This window comes from Pseudomonas sp. GW704-F2 (assembly GCF_059423025.1).
Genome location: NZ_JBWKXO010000002.1, coordinates 212366 through 237016, shown reverse-complemented (window position 1 = coordinate 237016; position 24651 = coordinate 212366). Strand labels below are relative to the sequence as shown.

At 61.9% G+C, this 24651-nt stretch carries 25 protein-coding genes; 17 read left to right on the top strand and 8 right to left on the bottom strand.

The features are described from left to right. Positions 1-107: 107 nt before the first annotated feature. Positions 108-1262, bottom strand: a complete 1155-nt coding sequence (gene algW / locus AC07W0_RS02900) for a Do family serine endopeptidase AlgW (RefSeq protein WP_017845499.1) — start codon at positions 1260-1262, stop codon at positions 108-110. Positions 1263-1364: 102 nt separating this feature from the next. Between algW and AC07W0_RS02895 the strand changes: the two genes are divergently transcribed. The 3 genes from AC07W0_RS02895 (at position 1365) to cysN (ending at position 5129) form a co-directional block, all read left to right on the top strand. Beyond that, positions 1365-2123: a Nif3-like dinuclear metal center hexameric protein gene (locus tag AC07W0_RS02895; protein WP_102617163.1), complete on the top strand. Its 759-nt coding sequence runs from the start codon at positions 1365-1367 to the stop codon at positions 2121-2123. A 180-nt stretch (positions 2124-2303) separates the two neighbouring features. Next, a complete protein-coding gene (gene cysD, locus AC07W0_RS02890; protein WP_010565604.1) occupies positions 2304-3221 on the top strand; it encodes a sulfate adenylyltransferase subunit CysD in 918 nt (305 codons plus the stop codon). A 9-nt stretch (positions 3222-3230) separates the two neighbouring features. After that, positions 3231-5129 (top strand): sulfate adenylyltransferase subunit CysN, encoded by a 1899-nt coding sequence (gene cysN, locus AC07W0_RS02885; RefSeq protein ID WP_046488067.1) that lies wholly within the window; start codon positions 3231-3233, stop codon positions 5127-5129. Between the two features lie 176 nt (positions 5130-5305). Here cysN and yihG read toward each other — a convergent pair whose 3' ends face one another. The 3 genes from yihG to AC07W0_RS02870 all read right to left on the bottom strand — a co-directional run bounded on the left by yihG (position 5306) and on the right by AC07W0_RS02870 (position 8675). Then, positions 5306-6205 (bottom strand): 1-acylglycerol-3-phosphate O-acyltransferase, YihG family, encoded by a 900-nt coding sequence (yihG, locus tag AC07W0_RS02880; protein ID WP_046384745.1) that lies wholly within the window; start codon positions 6203-6205, stop codon positions 5306-5308. Further along, positions 6206-8305 (bottom strand): phosphate acetyltransferase, encoded by a 2100-nt coding sequence (gene pta / locus AC07W0_RS02875; RefSeq protein WP_017845495.1) that lies wholly within the window; start codon positions 8303-8305, stop codon positions 6206-6208. Positions 8306-8384: 79 nt separating this feature from the next. Continuing rightward, entirely contained in the window at positions 8385-8675 is a 291-nt protein-coding gene (locus AC07W0_RS02870; RefSeq protein ID WP_102617162.1) for a DUF3565 domain-containing protein, read from the bottom strand. On the opposite strand from AC07W0_RS02870, the gene AC07W0_RS02865 reads away from it, so the two are divergent. Beyond that, positions 8674-9159, top strand: coding sequence for an FKBP-type peptidyl-prolyl cis-trans isomerase (locus tag AC07W0_RS02865; RefSeq protein ID WP_017845493.1), 486 nt, complete (start codon positions 8674-8676; stop codon positions 9157-9159). The two genes, AC07W0_RS02870 and AC07W0_RS02865, sit on opposite strands and share 2 nt — an antisense overlap. Before the next feature lie 164 nt (positions 9160-9323). On the opposite strand, the gene rpsT is transcribed toward AC07W0_RS02865, so the two are convergent. Next, entirely contained in the window at positions 9324-9602 is a 279-nt protein-coding gene (gene rpsT / locus AC07W0_RS02860; protein ID WP_003215870.1) for a 30S ribosomal protein S20, read from the bottom strand. 253 nt (positions 9603-9855) lie between these two features. On the opposite strand from rpsT, the gene murJ reads away from it, so the two are divergent. From murJ to ispH, 6 genes are all read left to right on the top strand, one after another. Next, positions 9856-11394: a murein biosynthesis integral membrane protein MurJ gene (gene murJ, locus AC07W0_RS02855; protein WP_017845492.1), complete on the top strand. Its 1539-nt coding sequence runs from the start codon at positions 9856-9858 to the stop codon at positions 11392-11394. 120 nt (positions 11395-11514) lie between these two features. Continuing rightward, a complete protein-coding gene (ribF, locus tag AC07W0_RS02850) occupies positions 11515-12453 on the top strand; it encodes a bifunctional riboflavin kinase/FAD synthetase (RefSeq protein WP_017845491.1) in 939 nt (312 codons plus the stop codon). A gap of 14 nt (positions 12454-12467) precedes the next feature. Continuing rightward, on the top strand, positions 12468-15299 hold the full coding sequence (gene ileS / locus AC07W0_RS02845; RefSeq protein ID WP_102617161.1) for an isoleucine--tRNA ligase: 2832 nt from the start codon (positions 12468-12470) through the stop codon (positions 15297-15299). After that, a complete protein-coding gene (gene lspA, locus AC07W0_RS02840; protein ID WP_017845489.1) occupies positions 15292-15801 on the top strand; it encodes a signal peptidase II in 510 nt (169 codons plus the stop codon). Before ileS ends, lspA begins: the two co-directional genes overlap by 8 nt. Positions 15802-15808: 7 nt before the next feature. After that, positions 15809-16246 carry an FKBP-type peptidyl-prolyl cis-trans isomerase gene (fkpB, locus tag AC07W0_RS02835; protein WP_169850802.1) on the top strand — a complete coding sequence of 146 codons (438 nt, stop codon included), beginning with the start codon at positions 15809-15811 and terminating at the stop codon, positions 16244-16246. 137 nt (positions 16247-16383) lie between these two features. Further along, a complete protein-coding gene (ispH, locus tag AC07W0_RS02830) occupies positions 16384-17331 on the top strand; it encodes a 4-hydroxy-3-methylbut-2-enyl diphosphate reductase (RefSeq protein ID WP_017845487.1) in 948 nt (315 codons plus the stop codon). Here ispH and AC07W0_RS02825 read toward each other — a convergent pair. Next, positions 17285-17866 (bottom strand): GspH/FimT family pseudopilin, encoded by a 582-nt coding sequence (locus AC07W0_RS02825; protein WP_046384738.1) that lies wholly within the window; start codon positions 17864-17866, stop codon positions 17285-17287. The genes ispH and AC07W0_RS02825 overlap by 47 nt on opposite strands. A 204-nt stretch (positions 17867-18070) precedes the next feature. Between AC07W0_RS02825 and pilV the strand changes: the two genes are divergently transcribed. From pilV to thiO, 5 genes are all read left to right on the top strand, one after another. After that, on the top strand, positions 18071-18556 hold the full coding sequence (gene pilV / locus AC07W0_RS02820) for a type IV pilus modification protein PilV (protein ID WP_032804232.1): 486 nt from the start codon (positions 18071-18073) through the stop codon (positions 18554-18556). Further along, the gene (locus tag AC07W0_RS02815; protein WP_017845484.1) at positions 18553-19260 is read left to right on the top strand and encodes a PilW family protein; all 708 of its coding nucleotides are present in this window, start codon (positions 18553-18555) and stop codon (positions 19258-19260) included. Before pilV ends, AC07W0_RS02815 begins: the two co-directional genes overlap by 4 nt. Before the next feature lie 46 nt (positions 19261-19306). Then, positions 19307-19798: a pilus assembly PilX family protein gene (locus AC07W0_RS02810; RefSeq protein WP_232925416.1), complete on the top strand. Its 492-nt coding sequence runs from the start codon at positions 19307-19309 to the stop codon at positions 19796-19798. A gap of 11 nt (positions 19799-19809) precedes the next feature. Continuing rightward, the gene (locus AC07W0_RS02805; protein WP_017845482.1) at positions 19810-20211 is read left to right on the top strand and encodes a type IV pilin protein; all 402 of its coding nucleotides are present in this window, start codon (positions 19810-19812) and stop codon (positions 20209-20211) included. 62 nt (positions 20212-20273) lie between these two features. Continuing rightward, positions 20274-21383, top strand: a complete 1110-nt coding sequence (gene thiO / locus AC07W0_RS02800) for a glycine oxidase ThiO (RefSeq protein WP_017845481.1) — start codon at positions 20274-20276, stop codon at positions 21381-21383. Here the strand turns inward: thiO and AC07W0_RS02795 are convergent. Together AC07W0_RS02795 and AC07W0_RS02790 are read right to left on the bottom strand one after the other, a co-directional pair. Next, positions 21370-21603, bottom strand: a complete 234-nt coding sequence (locus AC07W0_RS02795; RefSeq protein WP_026139830.1) for a PP0621 family protein — start codon at positions 21601-21603, stop codon at positions 21370-21372. The genes thiO and AC07W0_RS02795 overlap by 14 nt on opposite strands. Before the next feature lie 125 nt (positions 21604-21728). After that, positions 21729-22754 (bottom strand): outer membrane protein assembly factor BamD, encoded by a 1026-nt coding sequence (locus AC07W0_RS02790; RefSeq protein ID WP_017845480.1) that lies wholly within the window; start codon positions 22752-22754, stop codon positions 21729-21731. Positions 22755-22903: 149 nt separating this feature from the next. Between AC07W0_RS02790 and rluD the strand changes: the two genes are divergently transcribed. Together rluD and pgeF are read left to right on the top strand one after the other, a co-directional pair. Continuing rightward, a complete protein-coding gene (gene rluD / locus AC07W0_RS02785; RefSeq protein WP_046488081.1) occupies positions 22904-23866 on the top strand; it encodes a 23S rRNA pseudouridine(1911/1915/1917) synthase RluD in 963 nt (320 codons plus the stop codon). After that, entirely contained in the window at positions 23863-24588 is a 726-nt protein-coding gene (gene pgeF / locus AC07W0_RS02780) for a peptidoglycan editing factor PgeF (RefSeq protein WP_017845478.1), read from the top strand. Before rluD ends, pgeF begins: the two co-directional genes overlap by 4 nt. The last annotated feature ends 63 nt before the right edge of the window (positions 24589-24651 follow it).

Sequence of the window (24651 nt, the reverse complement as noted above, 5' to 3'; positions counted from 1 at the left end):
CGTTCCAATAGCGATATTGAAACAATATAACATGTCATTATGTCGGCGATTCGGTTCTGAAATATGTGCTTACAGGTGCCCGCGAACGGGCACCCGGAGGGCGCAGGTTATTCCTCTTCCGTCACCGGCGCGGGCGGTGGGCGCAGGCCGATTTCCGCCGTCAGGTTGAGCTCTTTACCGTTGCGCATCACCTGGATCGTGACCTTGTCGGTCGGCTTGATCCGCGCCACTTGGTTCATCGACTTGCGGCCATCACCGGCCGGTTCGCCGTCGATGCTGAGGATCACATCGCCCAGTTGCAGGCCGGCCTTTTGCGCCGGGCCATCGCGGAAGATCCCGGCGACCACGATGCCCGGGCGCCCGGTCAGGCCAAACGACTCGGCCAGTTCCTTGCTCAGCGGCTGCACTTCGATCCCCAGCCAGCCACGGATCACCTGGCCGTGCTCAATGATCGACTTCATCACTTCCATCGCCAGCTTGACCGGGATCGCGAAACCGATGCCCTGGGAGCCGCCGGACTTGGAGAAAATCGCCGTGTTGATGCCGGTCAGGTTGCCGTTGGCATCCACCAGCGCGCCGCCGGAGTTGCCCGGGTTGATCGCGGCGTCGGTCTGGATGAAGTCTTCGTAGCTGTTGAGGCCCAACTGGTTACGCCCGGTGGCGCTGATGATGCCCATGGTGACCGTCTGGCCGACGCCGAACGGGTTGCCGATGGCCAGCGCGACATCGCCGACCCGCAGCCCTTCGGAGCGGCCGATGGTGATCGCGGGCAGGTTTTTCAGGTCGATCTTCAACACCGCGAGGTCGGTTTCCGGGTCGCTGCCGACCACGCGGGCCAGGGTTTCGCGGCCGTCGCGCAGGGCTACCACAATCTGGTCGGCGCCAGTGGTCACGTGGTTGTTGGTGAGGATGTAGCCTTCCGGGCTCATGATCACCCCGGACCCCAGGCTGGATTCCATGCGTCGCTGCTTGGGGCTGTTGTCGCCGAAATAGCGGCGGAACTGCGGGTCTTCGAACAGCGGGTGCGCCGGCTTGTTGACGACCTTGGTGGTGTACAGGTTGACCACCGCAGGGGCGGCGATGACCACGGCGTCGGCGTAGGTCACCGGGCCTTGCACCATCGTATTGGTTTGAGGGGCCTGTTGCAGGTTCACATCAAGGCTCGGTAAGCCCACCCACTGGGGGTAACGCTGAATAATCATCATCGCGATCAGCACGCCAGCCAGCAATGGCCATCCAAAAAAACGCAGTGCCTTGAGCATCAAGTAAGTCCTGACAGGTTGCAGGGGGCGGGGGAGCGCCCATAATGTCGCGCATTATACGAGGCTGCGAGCGCCTCGGAACGGGATATTTAGGAGTCTTTTATGGCCGTTGCTTTGAGCACCCTCGTCGAGGAAGCGGACCGCTACCTTGGCAGCGCAAAAATTGCCGATTACTGCCCCAACGGCCTGCAGGTCGAGGGGCGCCCGCAGGTGATGCGTATCGTCAGCGGCGTCACCGCCAGCCAGGCATTGCTCGACGCCGCCGTCGAAGCCCAGGCCGACCTGGTGCTGGTCCACCACGGTTATTTCTGGAAGGGCGAGAACCCGTGCATCACCGGCATGAAGCAGCGCCGTCTGAAGACCCTGCTCAAGCACGACATCAGCCTGCTGGCCTACCACCTGCCGCTGGACCTGCACGCCGAGGTCGGCAACAACGTACAGCTTGCTCGGCAGTTGGACATCACCGTCGAAGGCCCGCTGGACCCGGCCGACCTCAAGATCGTCGGGCTGGTCGGCTCTCTCGCGGAGCCGCTGTCGCCGCGTGACTTCGCCCACCGCGTGCAGAGCGTGTTGGGGCGCGAGCCGCTGCTGATCGAAGGCAGCGAGATGATCCGCCGCGTCGGCTGGTGTACCGGCGGTGGCCAGGGTTACATCGATCAGGCGATTGCGGCCAGCGTCGACCTGTACCTGAGCGGCGAAGCCTCCGAACAGACCTTCCATAGCGCCCGCGAAAACGACATCAGCTTTATCGCCGCCGGCCATCACGCCACTGAGCGTTACGGTGTGCAGGCGTTGGGCGATTACCTGGCGCGGCGTTTCGCCCTGGAGCATTTGTTCATCGATTGTCCCAACCCGATCTAACGCACACCACCCTCCCACATTTGGGAGGGTTCGGCCGCCCATCGCCGCCAAACCTCGGGGCATATCCATATACCGTTTCGATCTAGTCGGCGCCCTGAATAGAAGCAGGTGCTGTGCTAGCATGCCTCGCTCGAACACGGCCCGCTGGCCGTCCATAAGATCGTTTTTCCGTGAGTAGCCATGGTCGACAAACTGACGCATCTGAAACAGCTGGAGGCGGAAAGCATCCACATCATCCGCGAGGTCGCCGCCGAGTTCGACAACCCGGTGATGCTCTACTCGATCGGTAAAGACTCCGCCGTGATGCTGCACCTGGCACGCAAGGCCTTCTTCCCGGGCAAGCTGCCGTTCCCGGTGATGCACGTCGACACCCAGTGGAAATTCCAGGAGATGTACACGTTCCGCGACCGCATGGTTGAAGAACTGGGCCTGGACCTGATCACCCACGTCAACCCGGACGGTGTGGCGCAGGGCATCAACCCGTTCACCCACGGCAGCGCCAAGCACACCGACATCATGAAGACCGAAGGCCTCAAGCAGGCCCTGGACAAGTATGGTTTCGACGCAGCCTTCGGCGGTGCCCGTCGCGATGAAGAGAAATCCCGTGCCAAAGAGCGCGTGTACTCGTTCCGCGACAGCAAGCACCGCTGGGACCCGAAAAACCAGCGCCCTGAGCTGTGGAACGTCTATAACGGCAACGTCAACAAGGGCGAGTCGATCCGTGTGTTCCCGCTGTCCAACTGGACCGAACTGGACATCTGGCAATACATCTACCTGGAAGGCATCCCGATCGTGCCGCTGTACTTCGCCGCCGAGCGCGATGTGATCGAGAAGAACGGCACGTTGATCATGATCGACGACGACCGCATCCTCGAGCACTTGTCCGACGAAGACAAAGCCCGCATCGTCAAAAAGAAAGTCCGTTTCCGTACCCTTGGCTGCTACCCGTTGACGGGCGCGGTGGAGTCCGAAGCGGAGACGCTGACGGACATCATTCAGGAAATGCTCCTGACGCGAACTTCCGAGCGCCAGGGCCGGGTCATCGACCACGATGGTGCCGGCTCGATGGAAGATAAAAAACGTCAAGGCTATTTCTAAGGGGTTGTCATGTCGCATCAATCTGATTTGATCAGCGAGGACATCCTCGCCTACCTGGGCCAGCACGAGCGCAAGGAAATGTTGCGCTTCCTGACCTGCGGCAACGTCGACGACGGCAAGAGCACCCTGATCGGGCGCCTGCTGCACGACTCCAAGATGATCTACGAAGATCACCTGGAAGCCATCACCCGCGATTCGAAGAAGGTCGGCACCACCGGTGACGACATCGACCTGGCTCTGCTGGTCGACGGCCTGCAGGCCGAGCGCGAGCAGGGCATCACCATCGATGTCGCCTACCGCTACTTCTCCACCGCCAAGCGTAAATTCATCATTGCCGACACCCCCGGCCATGAGCAGTACACCCGCAACATGGCCACCGGTGCGTCCACCTGTGACCTGGCGATCATCCTGGTCGACGCGCGCTACGGCGTGCAGACCCAGACCCGTCGCCACAGCTTCATTGCCTCGTTGCTGGGCATCAAGCACATCGTGGTCGCCATCAACAAGATGGACCTCAACGGTTTCGACGAAGGCGTATTCGAGCAGATCAAGGCCGACTACCTGAAGTTCGCCGACGGTATCGCCTTCAAACCGAGCACCATGGCGTTCGTGCCGATGTCGGCGCTCAAGGGCGACAACGTGGTGAACAAGAGCGAGCGTTCGCCGTGGTACACCGGCCAGTCGCTGATGGAGATCCTCGAGACCGTCGAGATCGCCAACGACCGCAACTACACCGACCTGCGTTTCCCGGTGCAGTACGTCAACCGTCCGAACCTGAACTTCCGCGGTTTCGCCGGCACCCTGGCCAGCGGCATCGTCCACAAGGGCGACGAAGTCGTGGTGCTGCCGTCGGGCAAGAGCAGCCGCGTCAAATCCATCGTCACCTTCGACGGTGAACTGGAACACGCCGGTCCCGGCCAGGCCGTGACCCTGACCATGGAAGACGAGATCGACATCTCCCGTGGCGACCTGCTGGTGCATGCCGACAACGTGCCGCAAGTGACCGACGCCTTCGACGCCATGCTGGTGTGGATGGCCGAAGAGCCGATGCTGCCGGGCAAGAAATACGACATCAAGCGCGCCACCAGCTACGTGCCGGGTTCCATCACCAGCATCGTGCATCGCGTGGACGTGAACACCCTGGCCGAAGGCCCGGCGAGTTCGCTGCAGTTGAACGAAATCGGCCGGGTCAAGGTCAGCCTCGACGCCGCCATCGCCCTGGACGGTTACGCGAGCAACCGCACCACCGGCGCGTTCATCGTCATCGACCGCTTGACCAATGGCACCGTGGCCGCGGGCATGATCATCGCGCCGCCGGTCAGCCACGGCAGCGCCGCGCAGCACGGCAAGTTGGCCCATGTGGCCACCGAAGAGCGCGCCCAGCGCTTCGGTCAGCAGCCGGCCACCGTGTTGTTCAGCGGCTTGTCGGGCGCCGGCAAAAGCACCCTGGCCTATGCGGTTGAGCGCAAGTTGTTCGACATGGGCCGCGCGGTGTTTGTGCTGGATGGCCAGAACCTGCGCCACGACCTGAACAAAGGCTTGCCGCAGGATCGCGTCGGGCGTACCGAGAACTGGCGTCGTGCGGCTCACGTCGCACGCCAGTTCAACGAAGCCGGCCTGCTGACCCTGGCCGCGTTCGTTGCACCGGATGCCGAAGGGCGTGAACAGGCCAAGGCACTGATCGGTGCCGACCGCTTGCTGACGGTCTACGTGCAGGCTTCGCCGCTGGTGTGCGCCGAGCGCGATCCACAAGGCTTGTACGCGGCCGGTGGGGATAACATCCCTGGCGAGTCCTTCCCCTACGACGTGCCGTTGAATGCCGATCTGGTGATCGACACCCAGGCCCTGTCGCTGGAAGACAGCGTCAAGCAAGTGCTGGAGCTGTTGCGTCAGCGCGGCGCGATCTAAACCGCGCTGCTACAAAAAGCCCGCCACCGAGTGATCGGTGGCGGGCTTTTTCACATCCTCAAGGTCGGGCTCGGTTGAATGTGGGAGGGGGCTTGCCCCCGATTGCAGAGTGTCAGTCAGAGCATCGGGTGACTGAACCACCGCTATCGGGGGCAAGCCCCCCTCCCACCTTTTGATCAGTGGCGGCCTGGGTAGTCGGTGTGCAACTGTTTCAGCAGCGCGTCCTTGTCTTCCCACAACCGGTTGATCCAGGCCTGGAACGCCAGCCGATACTCGCTATCCTGCTCATAATTCTTGCCAATGAACTCGGCCGGAATCTGCACCTCTTCGAACTGCACCACCACGTCCTGCACATTCCCACACAACAAGTCCCAGTAGCCTGGGCGCCCGGCGGGGTAGTGGATGGTCACATTGACCAATGACTTGAGCTGCTCACCCATGGCATCCAGCACAAACGCGATACCGCCAGCCTTGGGCTTGAGCAGGTAGCGAAACGGCGACTTCTGCTGCGCATGCTTGCCGACGGTAAACCGCGTGCCTTCGGCAAAGTTGAAAATGCCCACAGGGTTGGCGCGAAACTTCGCGCAGGTCTTGCGGGTGGTTTCCAGGTCCTTGCCTTTCTTCTCCGGGTGTTTTTCCAGGTAGGCCTTGGAGTAGCGCTTCATGAACGGAAAGCCCAACGCCCACCAGGCCAGGCCAATCACCGGCACCCAGATCAGTTCCTGCTTGAGAAAGAACTTCAGCGGGCGAATCCGGCGATTGAGCACGTATTGCAGGACCATGATGTCGACCCAGCTCTGGTGGTTGCTGGTCACCAGATAAGAGTGCTGGTAGTCCAGCCCTTCCAGGCCTTTGAGGTGCCAGCGGGTGCGCCGTACCAGGTTCATCCACGCCTTGTTGTTGCTGATCCAGGCTTCATGGGTGTGGTTCATCAGCCATTCGCTGAAACGTTTGGCGAACGGCAGGGCCTTGAACAGTGCGACGATGAACAGGAACGAACACAGCAGGATCGTGTTCAGCGCCAGCAGCAACGACGCGATTACCCCGCGCACGGCGGCAGGTAGAAAATCCAGCATTTAGATATCCATAGGTCGGTTGGCGGCTTGAATCGCGGTCAGGGCGATGGTGTACACAATGTCGTCGACCTGGGCGCCGCGCGGCAGGTCGTTCACCGGTTTGCGCAGGCCCTGGAGCATCGGCCCGAGGCTGACGCAATCGGCGCTGCGTTGTACCGCCTTGTGGGTGGTGTTGCCGGTGTTCAGGTCGGGGAACACGAAGACCGTGGCCTTGCCCGCCACCAGGCTGTTGGGCGCCAGTTGCCGGGCGACGGTTTCGTTGGCGGCGGCATCGTATTGCAACGGGCCGTCGATCAGCAGCGAACTTTGCTGTTCATGGGCGAGCAGGGTGGCTTCGCGGACCTTTTCCACCTCTTCGCCGCTGGCCGACTCACCGCTGGAATAGCTGATCATCGCCACCCGCGGGGTGATACCGAACGCGGCCGCCGAATCGGCGCTCTGCAGGGCGATTTCCGCCAGTTCGACGGCGCTCGGGTGCGGGTTCATCACACAGTCGCCGTACACCAGCACCTGTTCGGGGAACAGCATGAAGAACACCGACGACACCAGGGTGCAGCCCGGCGCGGTCTTGATCAGTTGCAGGGCCGGGCGGATGGTGTTCGCGGTGGAGTGGATAACGCCGGAGACCAGGCCGTCGACTTCATCCAGGGCGAGCATCATGGTCGCGATCACCACGGTGTCTTCGAGTTGCTGTTCGGCCATCGGCGCGTTGAGGCTTTTGCTTTTGCGCAACGCGACCATCGGTTCGACATAACGCTCGCGGATCAGGTCCGGGTCGAGAATCTCCAGGCCTTCGGGCAATTCGATGCCCTGGGCGCGGGCGACCGCTTCCACATCCGCCGGCTTGGCCAGCAACACGCAGCGGGCAATGCCACGGGCCTGGCAGATCGCGGCGGCTTGCACGGTCAACGGCTCGCTGCCTTCGGGCAGGACAATGCGCTTGTTGGCGGCCTGGGCGCGTTGGATCAACTGGTAGCGGAACACTGCCGGCGACAGGCGCATCTCCCGTGGCGTGCCGCAGCGTTGGTGCAGCCAGCGCGCATCGAGGTGGCTGGCGACGAAATCGGTGATGATCTCGGCCCGCTCACGGTCATCGATGGGAATTTCCTTGTTCAGGTTGTTGAGCAGGTTCGCGGTCTCGTAGGAACCGGTACTCACCGACAGCACCGGCAGCCCGGCCTGGAACGCGCCTCGGCAGAGGTCCATGATGCGCGGGTCGGGCAGGGTGTCGCTGGTCAGCAGCAGGCCGGCCAGGGGCACGCCGTTGATCGCCGCCAGGCTGACGGCGAGGATGATGTCGTCGCGGTCACCCGGTGTCACCACCAGCACGCCCGGCTTGAGCAGTTCCACGGTGTTGCGCATGGTGCGGGCGCAGATGATGATCTTGGTCATGCGCCGGGTTTCGTAATCCCCGGCGTTGAGGATCTGCGCGCTCATCAGGTCGGCGACGTCACGGGTGCGCGGCGCGTTGAGTTCGGGCTGGAAAGGAATGCAGCCGAGCAGGCGGAAATCCCCGCTGCGCAGCAACGGCGAATGCTCCTTGAGGCGCGCCGAGAAGGCCTCCATGCTTTCATCGGTGCGTACCTTGTTGAGGATCACGCCGAGCACTTTCGGGTCCTTCGGGCCGCCGAACAGTTGGGCCTGCAGCTCCACGCGGCCGGAGAGTTCGGTGAGCACTTCGTTTTCCGGCGCCGAGACCAGGATCACTTCCGCGTCCAGGCTCTTGGCCAGGTGCAGGTTGACCCGCGCCGCATAGCTGGCGCTGCGGGTCGGCACCATGCCTTCGACGATCAGCACGTCCTTGCCCACGGCGGCCTGCTGATACAGCGTGATGATTTCTTCGAGCAACTCGTCGAGCTGGCCGTCGCCGAGCATCCGCTCGACATGGGCCAGGCCCAGGGGCTGCGGCGGTTTGAGGCCGTGGGTGCGCGCGACCAGCTCGGTGGAGCGTTCGGGGCCGGTGTCGCCGGGGTGCGGCTGGGCAATCGGTTTGAAGAAGCCGACTTTCAACCCGGCACGTTCAAGGGTGCGGACCAGCCCAAGGCTGATAGAGGTCAGACCCACACCAAAATCGGTGGGCGCGATAAAAAAAGTCTGCATGCGAATTCTCTGGAGGTGCATGGCTTCGGTGGCGCTCTATGGTTGAGTGCCTACCGGGAATCAGGCGCCAAGGTTATCGTTATTCGCGCTCCTGCGCACACCAGCTGCAGGCAAAGGGCTGGCCTATTTTTTCCAGGCGGCGTGCGGGGTCGAGCACCCAGGCGCGCGATTGCCAGGGCGGCTGGTGGCGCAGGTGCTGGGTGTGGCCGCAGGACAGCTCGGCAACCCAGTGCCGGTCGTCGTCCTGGTGGAATCCGATGATGACGACGGCCGTTGATTGGTCCCGTCCGTCCGGGTTCTGTTCGCTTTCGGGCAAATCCTTGTTTAGACTTGTCCGTTCTTCATTCTTATGCAAAAGGTCTCGCCCCATGACGATCGCCGCTAACAAGGCTGTCTCCATCGACTATACCCTGACCAACGACGCTGGTGAGGTCATCGACAGCTCAGCCGGCGGCGCGCCGCTGGTCTACCTGCAAGGCGCAGGCAACATTATCCCGGGCCTGGAAAACGCCCTGGTCGGCAAGAGCGTCGGTGATGAACTGACCGTTGTCGTAGAGCCTGAAAATGCTTACGGCGAATACTCCGCCGAACTGGTCAGCACCCTGAGCCGCAGCATGTTCGAAGGTGTCGACGAACTGGAAGTGGGCATGCAGTTCCACGCTTCCGCGCCAGACGGCCAAATGCAGATCGTCACCATCCGTGATCTGGACGGCGACGACGTCACTGTCGACGGTAACCACCCTCTGGCAGGCCAGCGCCTGAACTTCCAAGTGAAGATCGTTGCCATCCGCGACGCTTCCCAGGAAGAAGTCGCTCACGGCCACGTCCACGGTGAAGGCGGTCATCACCATTGATCGATGTTTTGATCAGGTGGTAGCAAAAACGCCCCGACTGGTTCGGGGCGTTTTTTTGTGCGTGCAATAAAGATGTATGGCGCCCAAACAAAAATGCCCCGGACCTTTCGGTACGGGGCATTTCTTAACTGTTACGCAGGTAAACCTGCGTGGCAGTTTATCGCTTAGGCTGCAGCAGCAAGGTTCAGAGCCTTGATGTGGCCGTTCAGGCGACCTTTATGGCGAGCAGCTTTGTTCTTGTGGATGATGCCTTTATCGGCCATACGGTCGATAACTGGCACAGCCAGAACGTAAGCAGCTTGAGCTTTTTCAGCGTCTTTTGCGTCAATGGCCTTAACTACATTCTTGATGTAGGTACGAACCATGGAACGCAGGCTGGCGTTGTGGCTGCGACGCTTCTCAGCCTGTTTTGCACGTTTTTTGGCGGAAGGTGTGTTGGCCACCGTCGAGCTCCTCGAAAGACTTTTTAGGAAATAGCAAACAAAATAGGCCGCGAATCATGCCGATGAGTTGATGGGTTGTCAAGGGCGGTTGATGCGAACTGCTGAGTGGTCGATCTGAAGAGGCGGGTGATTTATTTCCGGCGCTTGACCTGTAAACTCGCGAGCTTTGGCGCTGTGCTGTTGCAGGCGCGCAGTATCGCATAAGTAGGCGCGTAGTTCGCCTGCTCTTTATCTATAGGCGCAAACTCTTTCAATGAATCTGCTCAAATCGTTGGCTGCCGTCAGCTCAATCACGATGATTTCCCGGGTATTGGGGTTTGTGCGTGACACCTTGTTGGCTCGCATTTTCGGCGCCAGCATGGCCACGGATGCGTTCTTCATTGCCTTTAAACTGCCCAACCTGTTGCGGCGGATCTTCGCCGAGGGCGCGTTTTCCCAGGCGTTCGTGCCGATTCTGGCGGAATACAAGACGCAGCAGGGCGAGGAGGCGACCCGCACATTCATCGCCTATGTCTCGGGCTTGCTGACCCTGGTGTTGATGCTGGTGACTGTGGCCGGCATGCTCGCCGCGCCGTGGGTGATCTGGGCCACGGCGCCTGGTTTTGCCAATACGCCGGAAAGATTCGCACTGACCACTGATCTGCTGCGGGTGACTTTCCCCTACATATTGCTGATTTCCCTGTCATCCCTGGCTGGCGCCATCCTCAATACCTGGAACCGTTTCTCGGTGCCGGCGTTCGTGCCGACCCTGCTTAACGTCAGCATGATTATTTTCGCGCTGTTCCTCACTCCCTACTTCGATCCGCCGGTCATGGCCCTGGGCTGGGCCGTCCTGGCCGGCGGCCTGGCGCAATTGCTCTACCAACTGCCGCACCTGAAAAAGATCGGCATGCTCGTGTTGCCGCGCCTGAACCTCAAGGACACCGGCGTCTGGCGCGTGATGCGCAATATGCTGCCGGCGATCCTCGGGGTTTCGGTCAGCCAGATTTCGCTGATCATCAACACCGCGTTCGCCTCATTGCTGGTGTCCGGTTCGGTGTCGTGGATGTACTACGCCGATCGCTTGATGGAGCTGCCGTCCGGCGTCCTCGGCGTGGCCCTGGGCACGATTCTGCTGCCGACGCTGGCGCGTACTTACGCGAGCAAGGACCGCCATGAATACTCGCGCATTCTCGATTGGGGCCTGCGCCTGTGCTTCGTGCTGGTGTTGCCGTGCTCCCTGGCCCTGGGAATCCTCGCCGAGCCGCTGACGGTGTCGTTGTTCCAGTACGGGCAATTCGGCGCACACGATGCCTTGATGACTCAGCGCGCGCTGATCGCTTACTCGGTCGGTCTGCTTGGGATTATCGTGATCAAAGTGCTGGCGCCGGGGTTCTACGCCCAGCAAAACATCCGCACGCCGGTGAAGATCGCGATCTTCACGCTGGTCGTCACGCAACTGCTCAACCTGGTGTTCATCGGTCCGCTGGCGCATGCCGGCCTGGCCCTGGCCATCAGCGCCGGTGCCTGTATCAATGCCGGCCTGCTGTTTTACCAACTGCGCAAACAGCAGATGTTCCAGCCGCAGCCTGGCTGGGGCATGTTTGCCCTCAAGCTGCTGGTGGCGGTGGCGATGATGTCGGCGGTATTGCTGGGCCTGATGCACTTCATGCCGGCCTGGGATCAAGGCCATATGCTCGAGCGTTTCTTGCGCCTGGGCGTGCTGGTGGTGGCGGGCGTGGTGGTGTACTTCGGGATGTTGCTGCTGCAAGGTTTCCGCCTGCGGGATTTCAATCGCAAGGCGCTGGGTTAGCGAGTTTGCCGCGATAAAACCGGTGTTTTATCGATTCCATCCATTTTGCCCTGCGCTGTTGCCTGTGATCCGGGGCCGGGTGTGGTTATAATCGACCACTTTATGAGCAAGAAGCGCGTTATGCAGCTGGTTCGAGGTCTCCACAACCTGCGCCCCCAGCATCGGGGCTGCGTCGCCACTATTGGCAACTTTGACGGTGTACACCGTGGCCACCAGGCTATCCTGGCCCGGCTGCGCGAGCGCGCGGTCGAGTTGGGCGTGCCCAGCTGCGTGGTGATTTTTGAGCCACAGCCGCGGGAATTCTTTACCCCGGAAACGGCGCCAGCGCGCCTGGCCCGCTTGCGCGACAAGCTGCAACTGTTGGCCGAGGAGGGCGTGGACCGTGTGCTGTGCCTGGCCTTCAACCAGCGTTTGCGCAGCCTCAGCGCCGCCGAGTTCGTCGACCGTATCCTGGTGGATGGCTTGGGCGTACAGCACCTGGAGGTCGGCGACGACTTCCGTTTCGGCTGTGATCGGGTCGGCGATTTCGATTTTCTGCAGCACGCCGGCGTAACCCAGGGTTTTACCGTCGAAGCCGCGCAAACCGTCGAACTGGACGGCCTGCGCGTGAGCAGTACCCAGGTGCGTAATGCCCTGGCCGCTGCCGACTTCGCCTTGGCCGAGCGTTTGCTCGGTCGCCCGTTCCGCATTGCCGGGCGGGTATTGCACGGCCAGAAGCTGGCGCGCCAACTGGGCACGCCAACCGCCAACGTGCAGCTCAAGCGCCGTCGTGTGCCGCTGACCGGGGTTTACCTGGTGAGCGTCGACATCGACGGCCAATCGTGGCCGGGAGTCGCCAATATAGGCGTCAGGCCCACGGTTGCAGGTGATGGCAAGGCCCACCTGGAAGTTCACCTTTTGGATTTTGCCGGTGATCTGTATGACCGGCGTTTGACGGTGGTTTTCCACCAAAAGCTGCGTGAAGAGCAGCGTTTCGCCTCCCTCGAGGCGTTGAAAACGGCGATCAATGCGGATGTCGCCGCCGCCCGTGCCCTAGCCGCACCTAGCGCCCATCGCTAACCGAAGAGCCTTAAATGACCGACTATAAAGCCACGCTAAACCTTCCGGACACCGCCTTCCCAATGAAGGCCGGCCTGCCACAGCGCGAACCGCAGATCCTGCAGCGCTGGGACAGTATTGGCCTGTACGGAAAGTTGCGCGAAATTGGCAAGGATCGTCCGAAATTCGTCCTGCACGACGGCCCTCCTTATGCCAACGGCACGATTCACATCGGTCATGCGCTGAACAAGATTCTCAAGGACATGATCGTCCGCTCGAAGACCCTGTCGGGATTCGACGCGCCGTATGTCCCGGGTTGGGATTGCCACGGCCTGCCGATCGAACACAAAGTCGAAGTGACCCACGGCAAGAACCTGGGCGCCGATAAAACCCGCGAACTGTGCCGTGCCTACGCCACCGAGCAGATCGAAGGGCAGAAGTCCGAGTTCATCCGCCTGGGTGTCCTGGGCGACTGGGCCAACCCGTACAAAACCATGGACTTCAAGAACGAAGCCGGTGAAATCCGCGCCTTGGCCGAAATCGTCAAGGGCGGTTTCGTGTTCAAGGGCCTCAAGCCCGTGAACTGGTGCTTCGACTGCGGTTCGGCCCTGGCTGAGGCGGAAGTCGAGTACGAAGACAAGAAGTCCTCGACCATCGACGTGGCCTTCCCGATCGCCGACGACGCCAAGCTGGCCGCGGCCTTTGGCCTGGCAAGCCTGGCCAAGCCAGCCGCCATCGTGATCTGGACCACCACCCCATGGACCATCCCCGCCAACCAGGCGCTGAACGTCCACCCGGAATTCACCTACGCCCTGGTGGATGTCGGTGATCGCCTGCTGGTGCTGGCCGAAGAGATGGTCGAAGCCTGCCTGGCGCGTTACGCGCTGGAAGGTTCGGTGATCGCCACCACCACCGGTTCCGCGCTGGAACTGATCAACTTCCGTCACCCGTTCTACGACCGCCTGTCGCCGGTGTACCTGGCTGACTACGTTGAACTGGGCGCCGGCACCGGCATCGTTCATTCCGCGCCTGCTTACGGCGTAGACGACTTCGTGACCTGCAAGGCCTACGGCATGGTCAACGACGACATCTTGAACCCGGTGCAGAGCAACGGTGTTTATGCGCCGTCCCTGGAATTCTTCGGTGGCCAGTTCATCTTCAAGGCCAACCAGCCGATCATCGACAAGCTGTCGGAAGTCGGCGCGCTGCTGCACACCGAGACCATCAAGCACAGCTACATGCACTGCTGGCGCCACAAGACCCCGCTGATCTACCGCGCCACTGCGCAGTGGTTCATCGGCATGGATAAAGAACCGGCCAGCGGCGACACCTTGCGCAACCGCGCGATCAAAGCCATCGAAGACACCAAGTTCGTCCCGGCCTGGGGTCAGGCGCGCCTGCACTCGATGATCGCCAACCGTCCGGACTGGTGCATCTCCCGCCAGCGCAACTGGGGCGTGCCGATCCCGTTCTTCCTCAACAAGGAAAGCGGCGAGCTGCACCCGCGTACCGTCGAACTGATGGAAGTCGTGGCCCAGCGCGTTGAGCTGGAAGGCATCGAAGCCTGGTTCAAGCTGGACGCCGTCGAGCTGCTGGGCGACGAAGCGCCGCTGTACGACAAGATCAGCGACACCCTCGACGTGTGGTTCGACTCCGGCACCACCCATTGGCACGTGCTGCGCGGTTCGCACCCGATGGGGCATGCGGCCGGCCCGCGCGCCGACCTGTACCTGGAAGGTTCGGACCAGCACCGCGGCTGGTTCCACTCGTCGCTTTTGACAGGTTGCGCCATCGACGACCACGCACCGTACCGCGAACTGCTGACCCACGGTTTCACCGTCGACGAAAACGGCCGCAAGATGTCCAAGTCCCTGGGCAACGTGATCGCGCCGCAAAAGGTCAACGACACCCTGGGCGCCGATATCATGCGTCTGTGGGTGGCCTCGACCGATTATTCGGGCGAGATGGCCGTGTCGGAGCAGATCCTGCAGCGTAGCGCCGATGCCTACCGCCGTATCCGCAATACCGCACGCTTCATGCTGTCGAACCTGACCGGTTTCAACCCGGCCACCGACATCCTGCCGGCCGAGGACATGCTCGCCCTGGACCGTTGGGCCGTGGACCGTACCCTGTTGCTGCAGCGCGAGTTGCAAGAGCACTACGGCGAATACCGCTTCTGGAACGTCTACTCGAAGATCCACAACTTCTGCGTGCAGGAGCTGGGCGGTTTCTACCTCGACATCATCAAGGACCGCCAGTACACCACCGGCGTCAACAGCAAGGCGCGCCGCTCGGCGCAGACCGCGCTGTACCACATCTCCGAAGCGCTGGTGCGCTGGATCGCACCGATCCTGGCCTTCACCGCCGACGAACTGTGGGAATACCTGCCGGGCGAGCGCAACGAATCGGTGATGCTCAACACTTGGTACGAAGGCCTGACCGAACTGCCGGCCGACTTCGAACTGGGCCGCGAGTACTGGGACGGCGTGATGGCGGTGAAAGTGGCCGTGAACAAGGAGCTGGAAGTGCAGCGCGCGGCCAAGGCCGTCGGTGGCAACCTGCAAGCCGAAGTCACTCTGTTTGCCGAGGAAGGCCTGAGCGCCGACCTGGCCAAGCTGAGCAACGAACTGCGCTTCGTGCTGATCACCTCCACTGCGAGCCTGGCGCCATTCGCCCAGGCCCCGGCGGACGCCGTGGCCACCGAAGTGCCTGGCCTGAAGCTCAAAGTCGTCAAGTCGGCCTTCCCCAAGTGCGCCCGTTGCTGGCACTGCCGTGAAGATGTCGGCGTGAACCCTGAGCATCCGGAAATCTGCGGTCGTTGCGTCGACAACATCAGCGGTGCCGGCGAGGTTCGTCACTATGCCTAACGCCAGTCGTTTCGGACGTCTTGGCTGGCTCGTATTGAGCGTGCTGGTCCTGGTCATCGACCAGGTCAGCAAGGCTCACTTCGAGGGCTCCCTGGAGATGTTCCAGCAGATCGTGGTGATCCCGGATTACTTCAGCTGGACGCTGGCCTATAACACCGGCGCGGCGTTCAGCTTCCTGGCCGATGGCGGCGGCTGGCAACGCTGGTTGTTCGCCCTGATCGCCGTGGTGGTCAGTGCGGTGCTGGTGGTCTGGCTCAAGCGCCTGGGGCGCGATGACACCTGGCTGGCCATCGCCTTGGCACTGGTGCTGGGTGGCGCGCTGGGCAACCTGTACGACCGCATCGCCCTGGGCCATGTGATCGACTTCATTCTGGTGCATTGGCAGAACCGCTGGTACTTCCCCGCGTTCAATTTTGCCGACAGCGCCATCACCGTCGGTGCAATCATGCTGGCACTCGATATGTTCAAAAGTAAGAAAACCGGAGAGACCGTTCATGACTGATCAGGTATTGGCTGAACAACGCATCGGCCAGAACACGGAAGTCACCTTGCATTTCGCATTGCGCCTGGAGAATGGCGACACGGTCGACAGCACGTTCGACAAATCCCCTGCGACCTTCAAGGTGGGCGATGGCAACCTGCTGCCGGGTTTTGAAGCGGCCTTGTTCGGCTTCAAGGCCGGCGACAAGCGCACCCTGCAGATCCTGCCGGAAAACGCCTTTGGCCAGCCCAACCCGCAAAACGTACAGATCATCCCGCGTTCGCAGTTCCAGGACATGGAGCTGTCGGAAGGCCTGCTGGTGATCTTCAACGATGCAGCGAACACCGAGCTGCCGGGTGTGGTCAAAGCCTTCGATGACGCGCAAGTGACCATCGACTTCAACCATCCGTTGGCCGGTAAAACCTTGACGTTTGACGTAGAAATCTTCGACGTTAAAGCGCTCTAACTGACAGAACCGGCTCCTGCGGGCGCTGGCTTGTGTGGGAGCTGGCTTGCCTGCGATGGCATCACCTCGGTGTACCTGATACACCGAGTCGACCGCATCGCAGGCAAGCCAGCTCCCACAAAGACACGAGGCACAGCATGCAAATCAAACTCGCCAACCCCCGTGGCTTCTGCGCCGGCGTGGACCGCGCGATCGAAATCGTCAACCGTGCCCTGGAAGTCTTCGGGCCGCCGATTTATGTGCGCCATGAAGTCGTCCACAACAAATTCGTGGTCGAAGACTTGCGCGCTCGCGGCGCCATCTTTGTCGAAGAACTCGACCAGGTGCCGGACGACGTTATCGTTATCTTCAGCGCCCACGGCGTATCCCAGGCGGTGCGGACCGAAGCGGCAGGCCGCGGCCTGAAAGTGTTCGATGCCACCTGCCCATTGGTTACCAAGGTGCATATCGAAGTCGCGCGCTACAGCCGCGATGGCCGTGAATGCATCCTGATCGGCCACGCCGGCCACCCGGAAGTCGAAGGCACCATGGGCCAGTACGATGGCAGCAACGGTGGCGCAATCTACCTGGTGGAAGACGAAAAAGACGTTGCCAACCTGCAGGTACGCAACCCTGAGCGTTTGGCCTTCGTCACCCAGACCACGTTGTCGATGGACGACACCAGCCGAGTGATCGATGCCCTGCGCACACGCTTCCCGGCAATTGGCGGCCCACGCAAGGACGACATCTGCTACGCCACGCAAAACCGCCAGGACGCAGTCAAGCAACTGGCCGATGAATGTGATGTGGTGCTGGTTGTCGGCAGCCCTAACAGCTCCAACTCCAACCGCCTGCGTGAACTGGCTGAACGCATGGCCACGCCGGCGTACCTGATCGACGGCGCCGAGGACATGCAGCGCAGCTGGTTCGACGGCGTCGAGCGCATCGGCATCACTGCGGGCGCCTCGGCACCGGAAGTGCTGGTGCGCGGTGTGATCCAGCAGTTGCAGGCCTGGGGCGCTACCGGTGCCGATGAGTTGGCCGGTCGTGAGGAGAACATCACTTTCTCCATGCCCAAGGAGCTGCGGGTGCGTTCGCTGCTCTGAGTCCCAGGGTGTTGAGCGAGCCCCGGCATAATGCCTGCTCGGTTTTATCCCGGCGCAGGCTGATGCGTCCGCTGGGAGCCAGCACCACTTGAAACAGGCTTTGTGCCTGATCCGTGGCGCATACATGCACGGTGCCGGCACGAAAGCCCCCGCCGGCAAAGACCGGCTCGCCCAACCCGCTGAAGCGTACCTGGCTCCTGACCGGGCCATTGCCCACGATCGGTACGCGCCCATTGTCCTGATGCTCCAGCAATACGGGATTATCGTCGTCCAGATGGCCGCGCCCGTTCAGGTCCACGATCACCCGCCAGCCCCGGCTCCAATCGTCGTCCAAGGCATGAATGACTACCGCCCGGTTGCGTGCGATGGCTTCGCTGCGCGCATAGCGCAGGCCGCCAACCAGAGACTGGGCCGCACTGTGTCGCTGCTGGGACTCCAGCAACCCCTTGAAACTGGGGACCGCCAGCTGCGCGAGGATGCCGCTCAGGATCAGCCCGAGCAGTAGTTCGATCAGGGTGAAGCCTCGTTGTGTCATGTGCGGTCCCTCCGTGGACGCGATGCATATTCAGGTGGCATGCCTAGGTATAGCGCTCCGGTCGTGGCGTTGAATGCTGGCCTTTATGTCCAAAGTATTTCCCTTTGTTCCGGGAGCGGCACAGGCCGAAAACCGCCGCTAGTCTTGGGCCGCACAGCAGGTTTTTCCTGCTTTTTCCGGCCTTTGACAGGGATGACGACGGTAATGCTTGCTTGCTCGACTGCTTTGTTTCGACCGGTGACTTCCCGCCACCAAACCGGCATGACCCTGATCGAGGTGGTGGTGGCGGTGCTGATTCTGGTGATCGGCCTGCTGGGCGCTGCGGTGGTCCAGCTCAATGCGCTCAAGTACACCGACAGTACGCGGATGACCAGCCAGGCCAGCTTCATCGCCTACGACATGCTGGACCGCATTCGCGCCAATGCTGGCGCCGACTATTCGTGGGTGCGAACCGAGCGCGCGCCACTGTTCACGTCGACGGGCAGCGTGCGCGACCTCGACCTGCACGATTTCGAGGCCAATATCATCGGTTTCGCCGGCGACAGCGGCAGTGGCTCGGTGCTCGTTCGTGCCGATGAGGTGACCGTGAGCATCAGTTGGGATGATGCCAGGGGGGCAAAAAAAGCCGGGGCGAGGGAAACGCTCACACTCACCAGCCGCATCGCCGATGAATCGCAGGTGTCGCAATGAATCGGCGGGTGCGGGGTTTCAGTGTGTTGGAGCTGCTGCTGGCGTTGACGCTCGGGTTGGTGCTGAGCCTTGGGTTCAGCCAAATCGCCATCAGCGCTCGAACCACCGATGCCAGCCAGCAGGCCGCCATGCTGCTGCAGGATGATGCGCGGTTTGCGCTCGGCAAGCTGATTCAGGACATTCGCCTGGCGGGCATGTTCGGTTGCCTGGCTACGGCATCGATCGAAGGTGCGCCGTTGGCTTTCGATCGACCAATCAGCTGGAGTGCCACGGGTGACGCAAGGTCGCTGACGCTGGTCAGCGCTGAGGTCGGCGAGGACGGCGGCAAGCCGGATTGGACCGTATTGTCCGACTGCTCCGGCTCTGCCCACGCTTATGCCGGCACGCCACCACCCGCCGTGCCGGGGCAGATACGCTTTGCGATACGCCAGCTCACCTACACCTTCGAGGCTGGCCAGCTGAAAGTCAGTACCCCGTCAGCCCCGGCCAGGGCGGTGCTGGTGGACAACGTGCAGGCGTTCGAGATCAGTTTCGGCGTGGCAGCCAAGCCTGACTCGACGCCGGTGGTGGGTTATGACCCCGGCCCGGCTGACAATTCGCTGATACGCAGTGTACGCATCCGTTTGACGCTGCAAGACCCGGACGGGTTGGTGAAGGCGCAAACCTGGAGCGTGGTTGCAGCGCTGCGCAACCGGCTGGGGTAGGGCGACCATGGCAGGGTTTCGTGTTGTTGAACGACGGCAGGCGGGCATGGTGCTGCTGATCAGCCTGGTGTTCCTGTTGCTGTTATCGCTGATCGCGTTGTCTTCGATGCAGGGTGCGGTGTCCCAGCAGAAGGTCGTTGGCAGTGTCTGGCATCGCAACCAGTCGCTGCAAAGTGCCGAAAGTGGCCTGAGGCTGGGGGAGGCGGCCGTGCGGCGGGCAGGCGCCGCGTGGCCTGTGTGCGCGGCGATCATCACCTGTGCGCCGCCGCGCGAGTCGTCTTCGGTGATAGCTCCCGGAACCGATCCCGTTTCGAGGGTGAACTGGGCCGCCATGGACGGCGGTCTTTACGCGGTTCAAGCGCTCGGGCCTGTCGTGGGGCTGGCTCATTTGCCTGCGCAGATGCCGGCAATGCTCTATCGGGTTACGGCGGTGGGGCTCCGTGGCCAATCGCGCACGGTGCTGGAGGCCATGTATGCGCGGGTGGACGAGGGGGGGCGCTCGCGGTTTCAGCGAGTGATGTGGCGACAACTTTACTGAGGAGCGGCGCAATGGGCATGGATAGCCAGGGTTTTACATTGATTGAGTTACTGACTGCCGTGGCGATCGTCGCGGTGCTGGCCGGTGTCGTTTATCCGGCGTATGTCGGCCATGTGAACAAGGCCTATCGCGCGGAAATTGTCGTGCTGTTGACCGAGCAAGCTCAGTCTCTGGAGCGGTATTACACGAGCAATGGCAGTTTTATTGATGCAAGCGGCGTCAGCGTCGGCAATGATCGCTATAGAATCACGGCTGCGCTGAACCCTCAGGATTTCAGCCTGCTGGCCACACCAGGCGTCGACTCTGTCATGGCAGGCGACGCTTGCGGGGCATTCAGCCTGACCAGTAGCGGTGCGCGGACCAACCCCGGAGCGGCCCCAGGCATGTCACGCAAGACATGCTGGGGGCAGTGATGGGTGTACTCCATGAGTGGGCGCCGAGTGCGCTTTTCCCTTTTTATCGGCTGGATCAAATGATGGCTAAGCAACAGCGAGTGGTGGTGGTCGGTGGCGGAGTAATCGGCTTGTTGACGGCGTTCAACCTGGCGACCCAGGGCCTGGCAGTCGTACTGCTGGAACGCTCGGGGCTCGGGCAGGAGTCCTCGTGGGCAGGTGGCGGCATTGTCTCGCCACTGTACCCGTGGCGCTACAGCCCGGCAGTCACGGCTTTGGCTCATTGGTCCCAGGACTTTTATCCACAACTGGCCGAGCGCTTGTTTGCCGATACCGGCGTTGATCCGGAGGTCCACACCACCGGGCTCTACTGGCTGGATCTGGAGGATGAAGCCGACGCATTGGCCTGGGCCGCCCGTGAAGGACGACCATTGAGCAAGGTGGATGTGTCGGTCGCCCATGATGCGGTTCCGGTGCTGGGCGGTGGTTACTCCCAGGCGATCTACATGGCGAATGTGGCGAATGTGCGCAACCCGCGCCTGATCAAATCCCTCAAGGCGGCGCTGCTGGCGCTGCCAGGCGTGACGATTCATGAACAGTGCGAAGTTGACGGGTTTGTGTTGGACGGCGACAACGTCGTCGGCGTTAATACGCCTGCCGGGCCGGTGCTCGGTGATCAGGTCGTGCTTGCGGCGGGGGCCTGGAGTGGGCAGTTGCTGGACAAGCTGGGCCTGTCGCTGCCGGTTGAGCCGGTCAAAGGCCAGATGATTCTGTACAAATGCGCCTCGGACTTTCTGTCGAGCATGGTCCTGGCCAACGGGCGTTATGCGATCCCGCGGCGTGACGGGCACATTCTGATTGGCAGTACCCTGGAACATGAAGGGTTCGACAAGACGCCGACCGGATCGGCGCTGGAGAGCCTGAAGGCTTCGGCCGTGGAGTTGATTCCCGCCCTGGCGGATGCCGAGGTGGTGGGCCATTGGGCGGGCCTGCGGCCAGGCTCGCCGGAAGGTATTCCCTACATCGGTCCGGTCCCCGGTTTCAACGGGCTGTGGCTCAATTGCGGGCATTACCGCAACGGCCTCGTGCTGGCGCCGGCGTCGTGCCAGTTATTCGCCGATTTGTTGCTGGGGCACACGCCGATCATCGACCCGGCGCCCTACGCCCCCGCAGGTCGGATCAACGTTGGATAGCTTTCGGCCCTTGCTCCAGATGCGCCTGGGTGCAATACCATTCTTGTCGTGAGCTCAGTGCTCGGTCCTGCGGCAGATGCACGCCGCAGTGAGCGCAGCGCACCATTGGCGTTGCGTCGGGTTCGCCGGAACGTTGTTGTTTGACGGCCGGGTTTTTGAATTTGCGCCAGAACCATACCGCGGCAGCAATGACGGCAATCCAGAACAGTAGACGAACCATGATGGGCAGTTTCTCGACAAGGAATGCGCCAGTTTAGCCAAGGACGTGGCAGGCGCACAGCGCAATAATGCTTGCGCATAAAAAAGGGAGCCTCGAGGGCTCCCTTTTTACGTTGCGTCGGATGATCAGTCGAACACACCGAAGGTCATGTAGCTGAACCACGAGCGGTCCTGGTTGTTGCCCAGGGCTTGCGGCGCTTGTTCTTCGATCACATCGCCATTTTCATCATGGGGCTTGAGGTCCGCAGGGATGGCTTCCTTGGCGTCCTGGAACTGTTTCATCACGTCCTGGTTGGCGCGGGTTTCACCCGGCGGCAGCGGTGGACGCGACTCGATCAGGCCCAGGGTGTACTTGCTCAGCCACGAACGGTTGTCCGCTTCGGCAACCTGAGGCACGAACTGGCCGTCTTTCAGGCTTGGGTGATCCGGGTAGTTGAGCTTCAGGGTTTCCAGGCTGGTGGCCGCCAGGGCGTCCAGGTGCAGGCGCTGGTAGGCCTCGGTCATCACCGCCAGGCCGTCACCCACGGAAGGGGTTTCCTGGAAGTTTTCCACGACATAGCGACCACGGTTGGCGGCTGCCACGTAAGCCTGACGGGTCAGGTAGTAGTGGGCCACGTGGATTTCGTAGGAGGCCAGCAGGTTGCGCAGGTAGATCATGCGCTGCTTGGCGTCCGGCGCGTAGCGGCTGTTGGGATAGCGGCTGGTCAGCTGGGCGAACTCGTTGTAGGAGTCGCGGGCAGCGCCCGGGTCACGCTTGGTCATGTCCAGCGGCAGGAAGCGCGCCAGCAGGCCAACGTCCTGGTCGAACGAGGTCAGGCCCTTGAGGTAGTAGGCATAGTCGACGTTCGGGTGCTGCGGGTGCAGGCGGATAAAACGCTCGGCGGCGGACTTGGCGGCTTCCGGCTCGGCGTTCTTGTAGTTGGCGTAGATCAGCTCGAGCTGGGCCTGGTCGGCGTAGCGCCCGAACGGATAGCGCGACTCCAGGGCCTTCAGCTTGGCTGTGGCACTGGTGTAGCTATTATTGTCCAAGTCTTTTTGAGCTTGTTGATACAGCTCGACTTCGCTCAGGTTTTCGTCGACGACTTCCTTTGTTGACGAGCAAGCAGCAGTCATGGCGAGGATGGCGATCAGCAGCAGGTGTTTCACTTGCATGGCGGCTTGCGTCCCTATGACGGCCGCTGTCTTGGGCGGGGCCGTCCTGTTATGATGAGCGCCCCGTTGAAAGCATCGGGGCAAAAGACGCCGTATTTAACCACAAGCGCGCAGCCGAAACCAAAGGCTGTGCCACGCCTAGTCTGAGCATGTCCGATAAAATTGAACTTCGCGCAGAGGTGCCGTCCGAATTGGGCGGCCAACGCCTCGATCAAGTCGCCGCACAATTATTCGCTGAGCACTCGCGCTCGCGCCTTTCCGCCTGGATCAAAGACGGCCGCCTGACTGTGGATGGAGCGGTTATCCGCCCGCGAGACATAGTCCATGGCGGTGCGATTCTTGAGCTGACTGCCGAGCAGGAAGCCCAGGGAGAATGGATCGCCCAGGACATCGAGCTGGACATCGTCTATGAAGACGACGACATCCTGGTCATCAATAAACCCGCAGGCCTGGTGGTTCACCCGGCGGCCGGGCACGCTGATGGCACCTTGCTCAATGCTCTGTTGCACCATGTGCCGGACATCATCAATGTCCCGCGCTGCGGCATCGTACACCGCCTGGACAAGGACACGACCGGCTTGATGGTGGTGGCCAAGACCATTCAGGCCCAGACGCAGCTGGTTACACAGTTGCAGAGCCGCAGCGTCAGCCGGATCTACGAGTGCATCGTGATCGGCGTCGTGGTGGCGGGTGGCAAGATCAATGCGCCTATCGGTCGTCACGGCCAGCAGCGCCAGCGTATGGCGGTGATGGAAGGCGGTAAGCAGGCCGTCAGCCACTACCGTGTGCTGGAGCGTTTCCGGTCCCACACCCATGTGCGGGTCAAGCTGGAAACCGGCCGTACCCACCAGATTCGCGTACACATGGCGCACATCAACTTCCCGTTGGTCGGAGATCCGGCCTACGGCGGTCGCTTCCGTATTCCGCCGGCGGCCAGTGCCACCATGGTTGAATCGCTGAAGTCCTTCCCGCGTCAGGCGCTGCATGCGCGGTTCCTGGAGCTGGATCATCCGACGAGCGGTAAGCGGATGAGCTGGGAATCGCCTCTGCCGGACGATCTGGTCTGGTTGCTGTCGCTGCTCAGGCAGGATCGCGAGGCATTTATCGGATGAGTGACTGGCTGATTCCTGACTGGCCCGCGCCGGCTCAGGTCAAGGCCTGCGTCACCACCCGTGCGGGCGGCGTCAGCCTGGCGCCGTTCGACAGCCTCAACCTGGGCGATCACGTCGAGGACAGCCCCGAGGCTGTGCTTGAAAATCGCCGTCGCCTCACCGAAGTCTTTCATGTCCGGCCGGCCTGGCTCCGCCAGGTCCACGGCGTGAACGTGGTCGAGGCCGACCCCGAGCGCATTGCCGAAGCCGACGGCAGTTGGACCAGCACGCCGGGCATCGCCTGCACCTCCATGACCGCCGATTGCCTGCCTGCGTTGTTCTGCAACCGCGCCGGCACACGCGTCGCCGCCGCTCACGCGGGTTGGCGTGGCTTGGCCGCGGGCGTGCTGGAGGCCACCGCCGAAAGCCTGCAAGCCGAGCCTGCCGACATATTGGTCTGGCTGGGCCCGGCCATTGGCCCGCAAGCCTTCGAAGTCGGCCCGGAAGTGCGGGAAGCGTTCGTGCAGCAACTGCCGGGCACCGCCCAGGCCTTTGTGCCCAGTCGCAACCCCGGCAAGTTCATGGCCGACATCTACCAGCTGGCCCGTTTGCGCCTGGCTGCCCGCGGTATCACTGCCGTTTACGGTGGCGGGTTCTGCACCGTGAACGATCCGCGCTTCTTTTCTTTCCGCCGCAGTCCACGCACGGGTCGGTTCGCCTCCCTTATTTGGCTGGAGCGCTAGACTCTTCTGATCTACGTCAACTGTCCGACGCTTGAATCTCCCAGAATCGACCACATCTATAGG

Bases quoted from the DNA above. Each gene is read 5' to 3' on its own strand.
- pgeF (WP_017845478.1), top strand. From the start codon at position 23,863: ATGAGTGACTGGCTGATTCCTGACTGGCCCGCGCCGGCTCAGGTCAAG.
- lspA (WP_017845489.1), top strand. From the start codon at position 15,292: ATGCCTAACGCCAGTCGTTTCGGACGTCTTGGCTGGCTCGTATTGAGC.
- cysD (WP_010565604.1), top strand. From the start codon at position 2,304: ATGGTCGACAAACTGACGCATCTGAAACAGCTGGAGGCGGAAAGCATC.
- AC07W0_RS02790 (WP_017845480.1), bottom strand. From the start codon at position 22,754: ATGCAAGTGAAACACCTGCTGCTGATCGCCATCCTCGCCATGACTGCT.
- AC07W0_RS02870 (WP_102617162.1), bottom strand. From the start codon at position 8,675: ATGGGGCGAGACCTTTTGCATAAGAATGAAGAACGGACAAGTCTAAAC.
- pta (WP_017845495.1), bottom strand. From the start codon at position 8,305: ATGCAGACTTTTTTTATCGCGCCCACCGATTTTGGTGTGGGTCTGACC.
- cysN (WP_046488067.1), top strand. From the start codon at position 3,231: ATGTCGCATCAATCTGATTTGATCAGCGAGGACATCCTCGCCTACCTG.
- thiO (WP_017845481.1), top strand. From the start codon at position 20,274: ATGGCTAAGCAACAGCGAGTGGTGGTGGTCGGTGGCGGAGTAATCGGC.
- pilV (WP_032804232.1), top strand. From the start codon at position 18,071: ATGCTTGCTTGCTCGACTGCTTTGTTTCGACCGGTGACTTCCCGCCAC.
- algW (WP_017845499.1), bottom strand. From the start codon at position 1,262: ATGCTCAAGGCACTGCGTTTTTTTGGATGGCCATTGCTGGCTGGCGTG.
- AC07W0_RS02825 (WP_046384738.1), bottom strand. From the start codon at position 17,866: ATGACACAACGAGGCTTCACCCTGATCGAACTACTGCTCGGGCTGATC.
- rluD (WP_046488081.1), top strand. From the start codon at position 22,904: ATGTCCGATAAAATTGAACTTCGCGCAGAGGTGCCGTCCGAATTGGGC.
- murJ (WP_017845492.1), top strand. From the start codon at position 9,856: ATGAATCTGCTCAAATCGTTGGCTGCCGTCAGCTCAATCACGATGATT.
- AC07W0_RS02815 (WP_017845484.1), top strand. From the start codon at position 18,553: ATGAATCGGCGGGTGCGGGGTTTCAGTGTGTTGGAGCTGCTGCTGGCG.
- AC07W0_RS02805 (WP_017845482.1), top strand. From the start codon at position 19,810: ATGGGCATGGATAGCCAGGGTTTTACATTGATTGAGTTACTGACTGCC.
- ribF (WP_017845491.1), top strand. From the start codon at position 11,515: ATGCAGCTGGTTCGAGGTCTCCACAACCTGCGCCCCCAGCATCGGGGC.
- AC07W0_RS02810 (WP_232925416.1), top strand. From the start codon at position 19,307: ATGGTGCTGCTGATCAGCCTGGTGTTCCTGTTGCTGTTATCGCTGATC.
- AC07W0_RS02895 (WP_102617163.1), top strand. From the start codon at position 1,365: ATGGCCGTTGCTTTGAGCACCCTCGTCGAGGAAGCGGACCGCTACCTT.
- ispH (WP_017845487.1), top strand. From the start codon at position 16,384: ATGCAAATCAAACTCGCCAACCCCCGTGGCTTCTGCGCCGGCGTGGAC.
- AC07W0_RS02865 (WP_017845493.1), top strand. From the start codon at position 8,674: ATGACGATCGCCGCTAACAAGGCTGTCTCCATCGACTATACCCTGACC.
- yihG (WP_046384745.1), bottom strand. From the start codon at position 6,205: ATGCTGGATTTTCTACCTGCCGCCGTGCGCGGGGTAATCGCGTCGTTG.
- ileS (WP_102617161.1), top strand. From the start codon at position 12,468: ATGACCGACTATAAAGCCACGCTAAACCTTCCGGACACCGCCTTCCCA.
- AC07W0_RS02795 (WP_026139830.1), bottom strand. From the start codon at position 21,603: ATGGTTCGTCTACTGTTCTGGATTGCCGTCATTGCTGCCGCGGTATGG.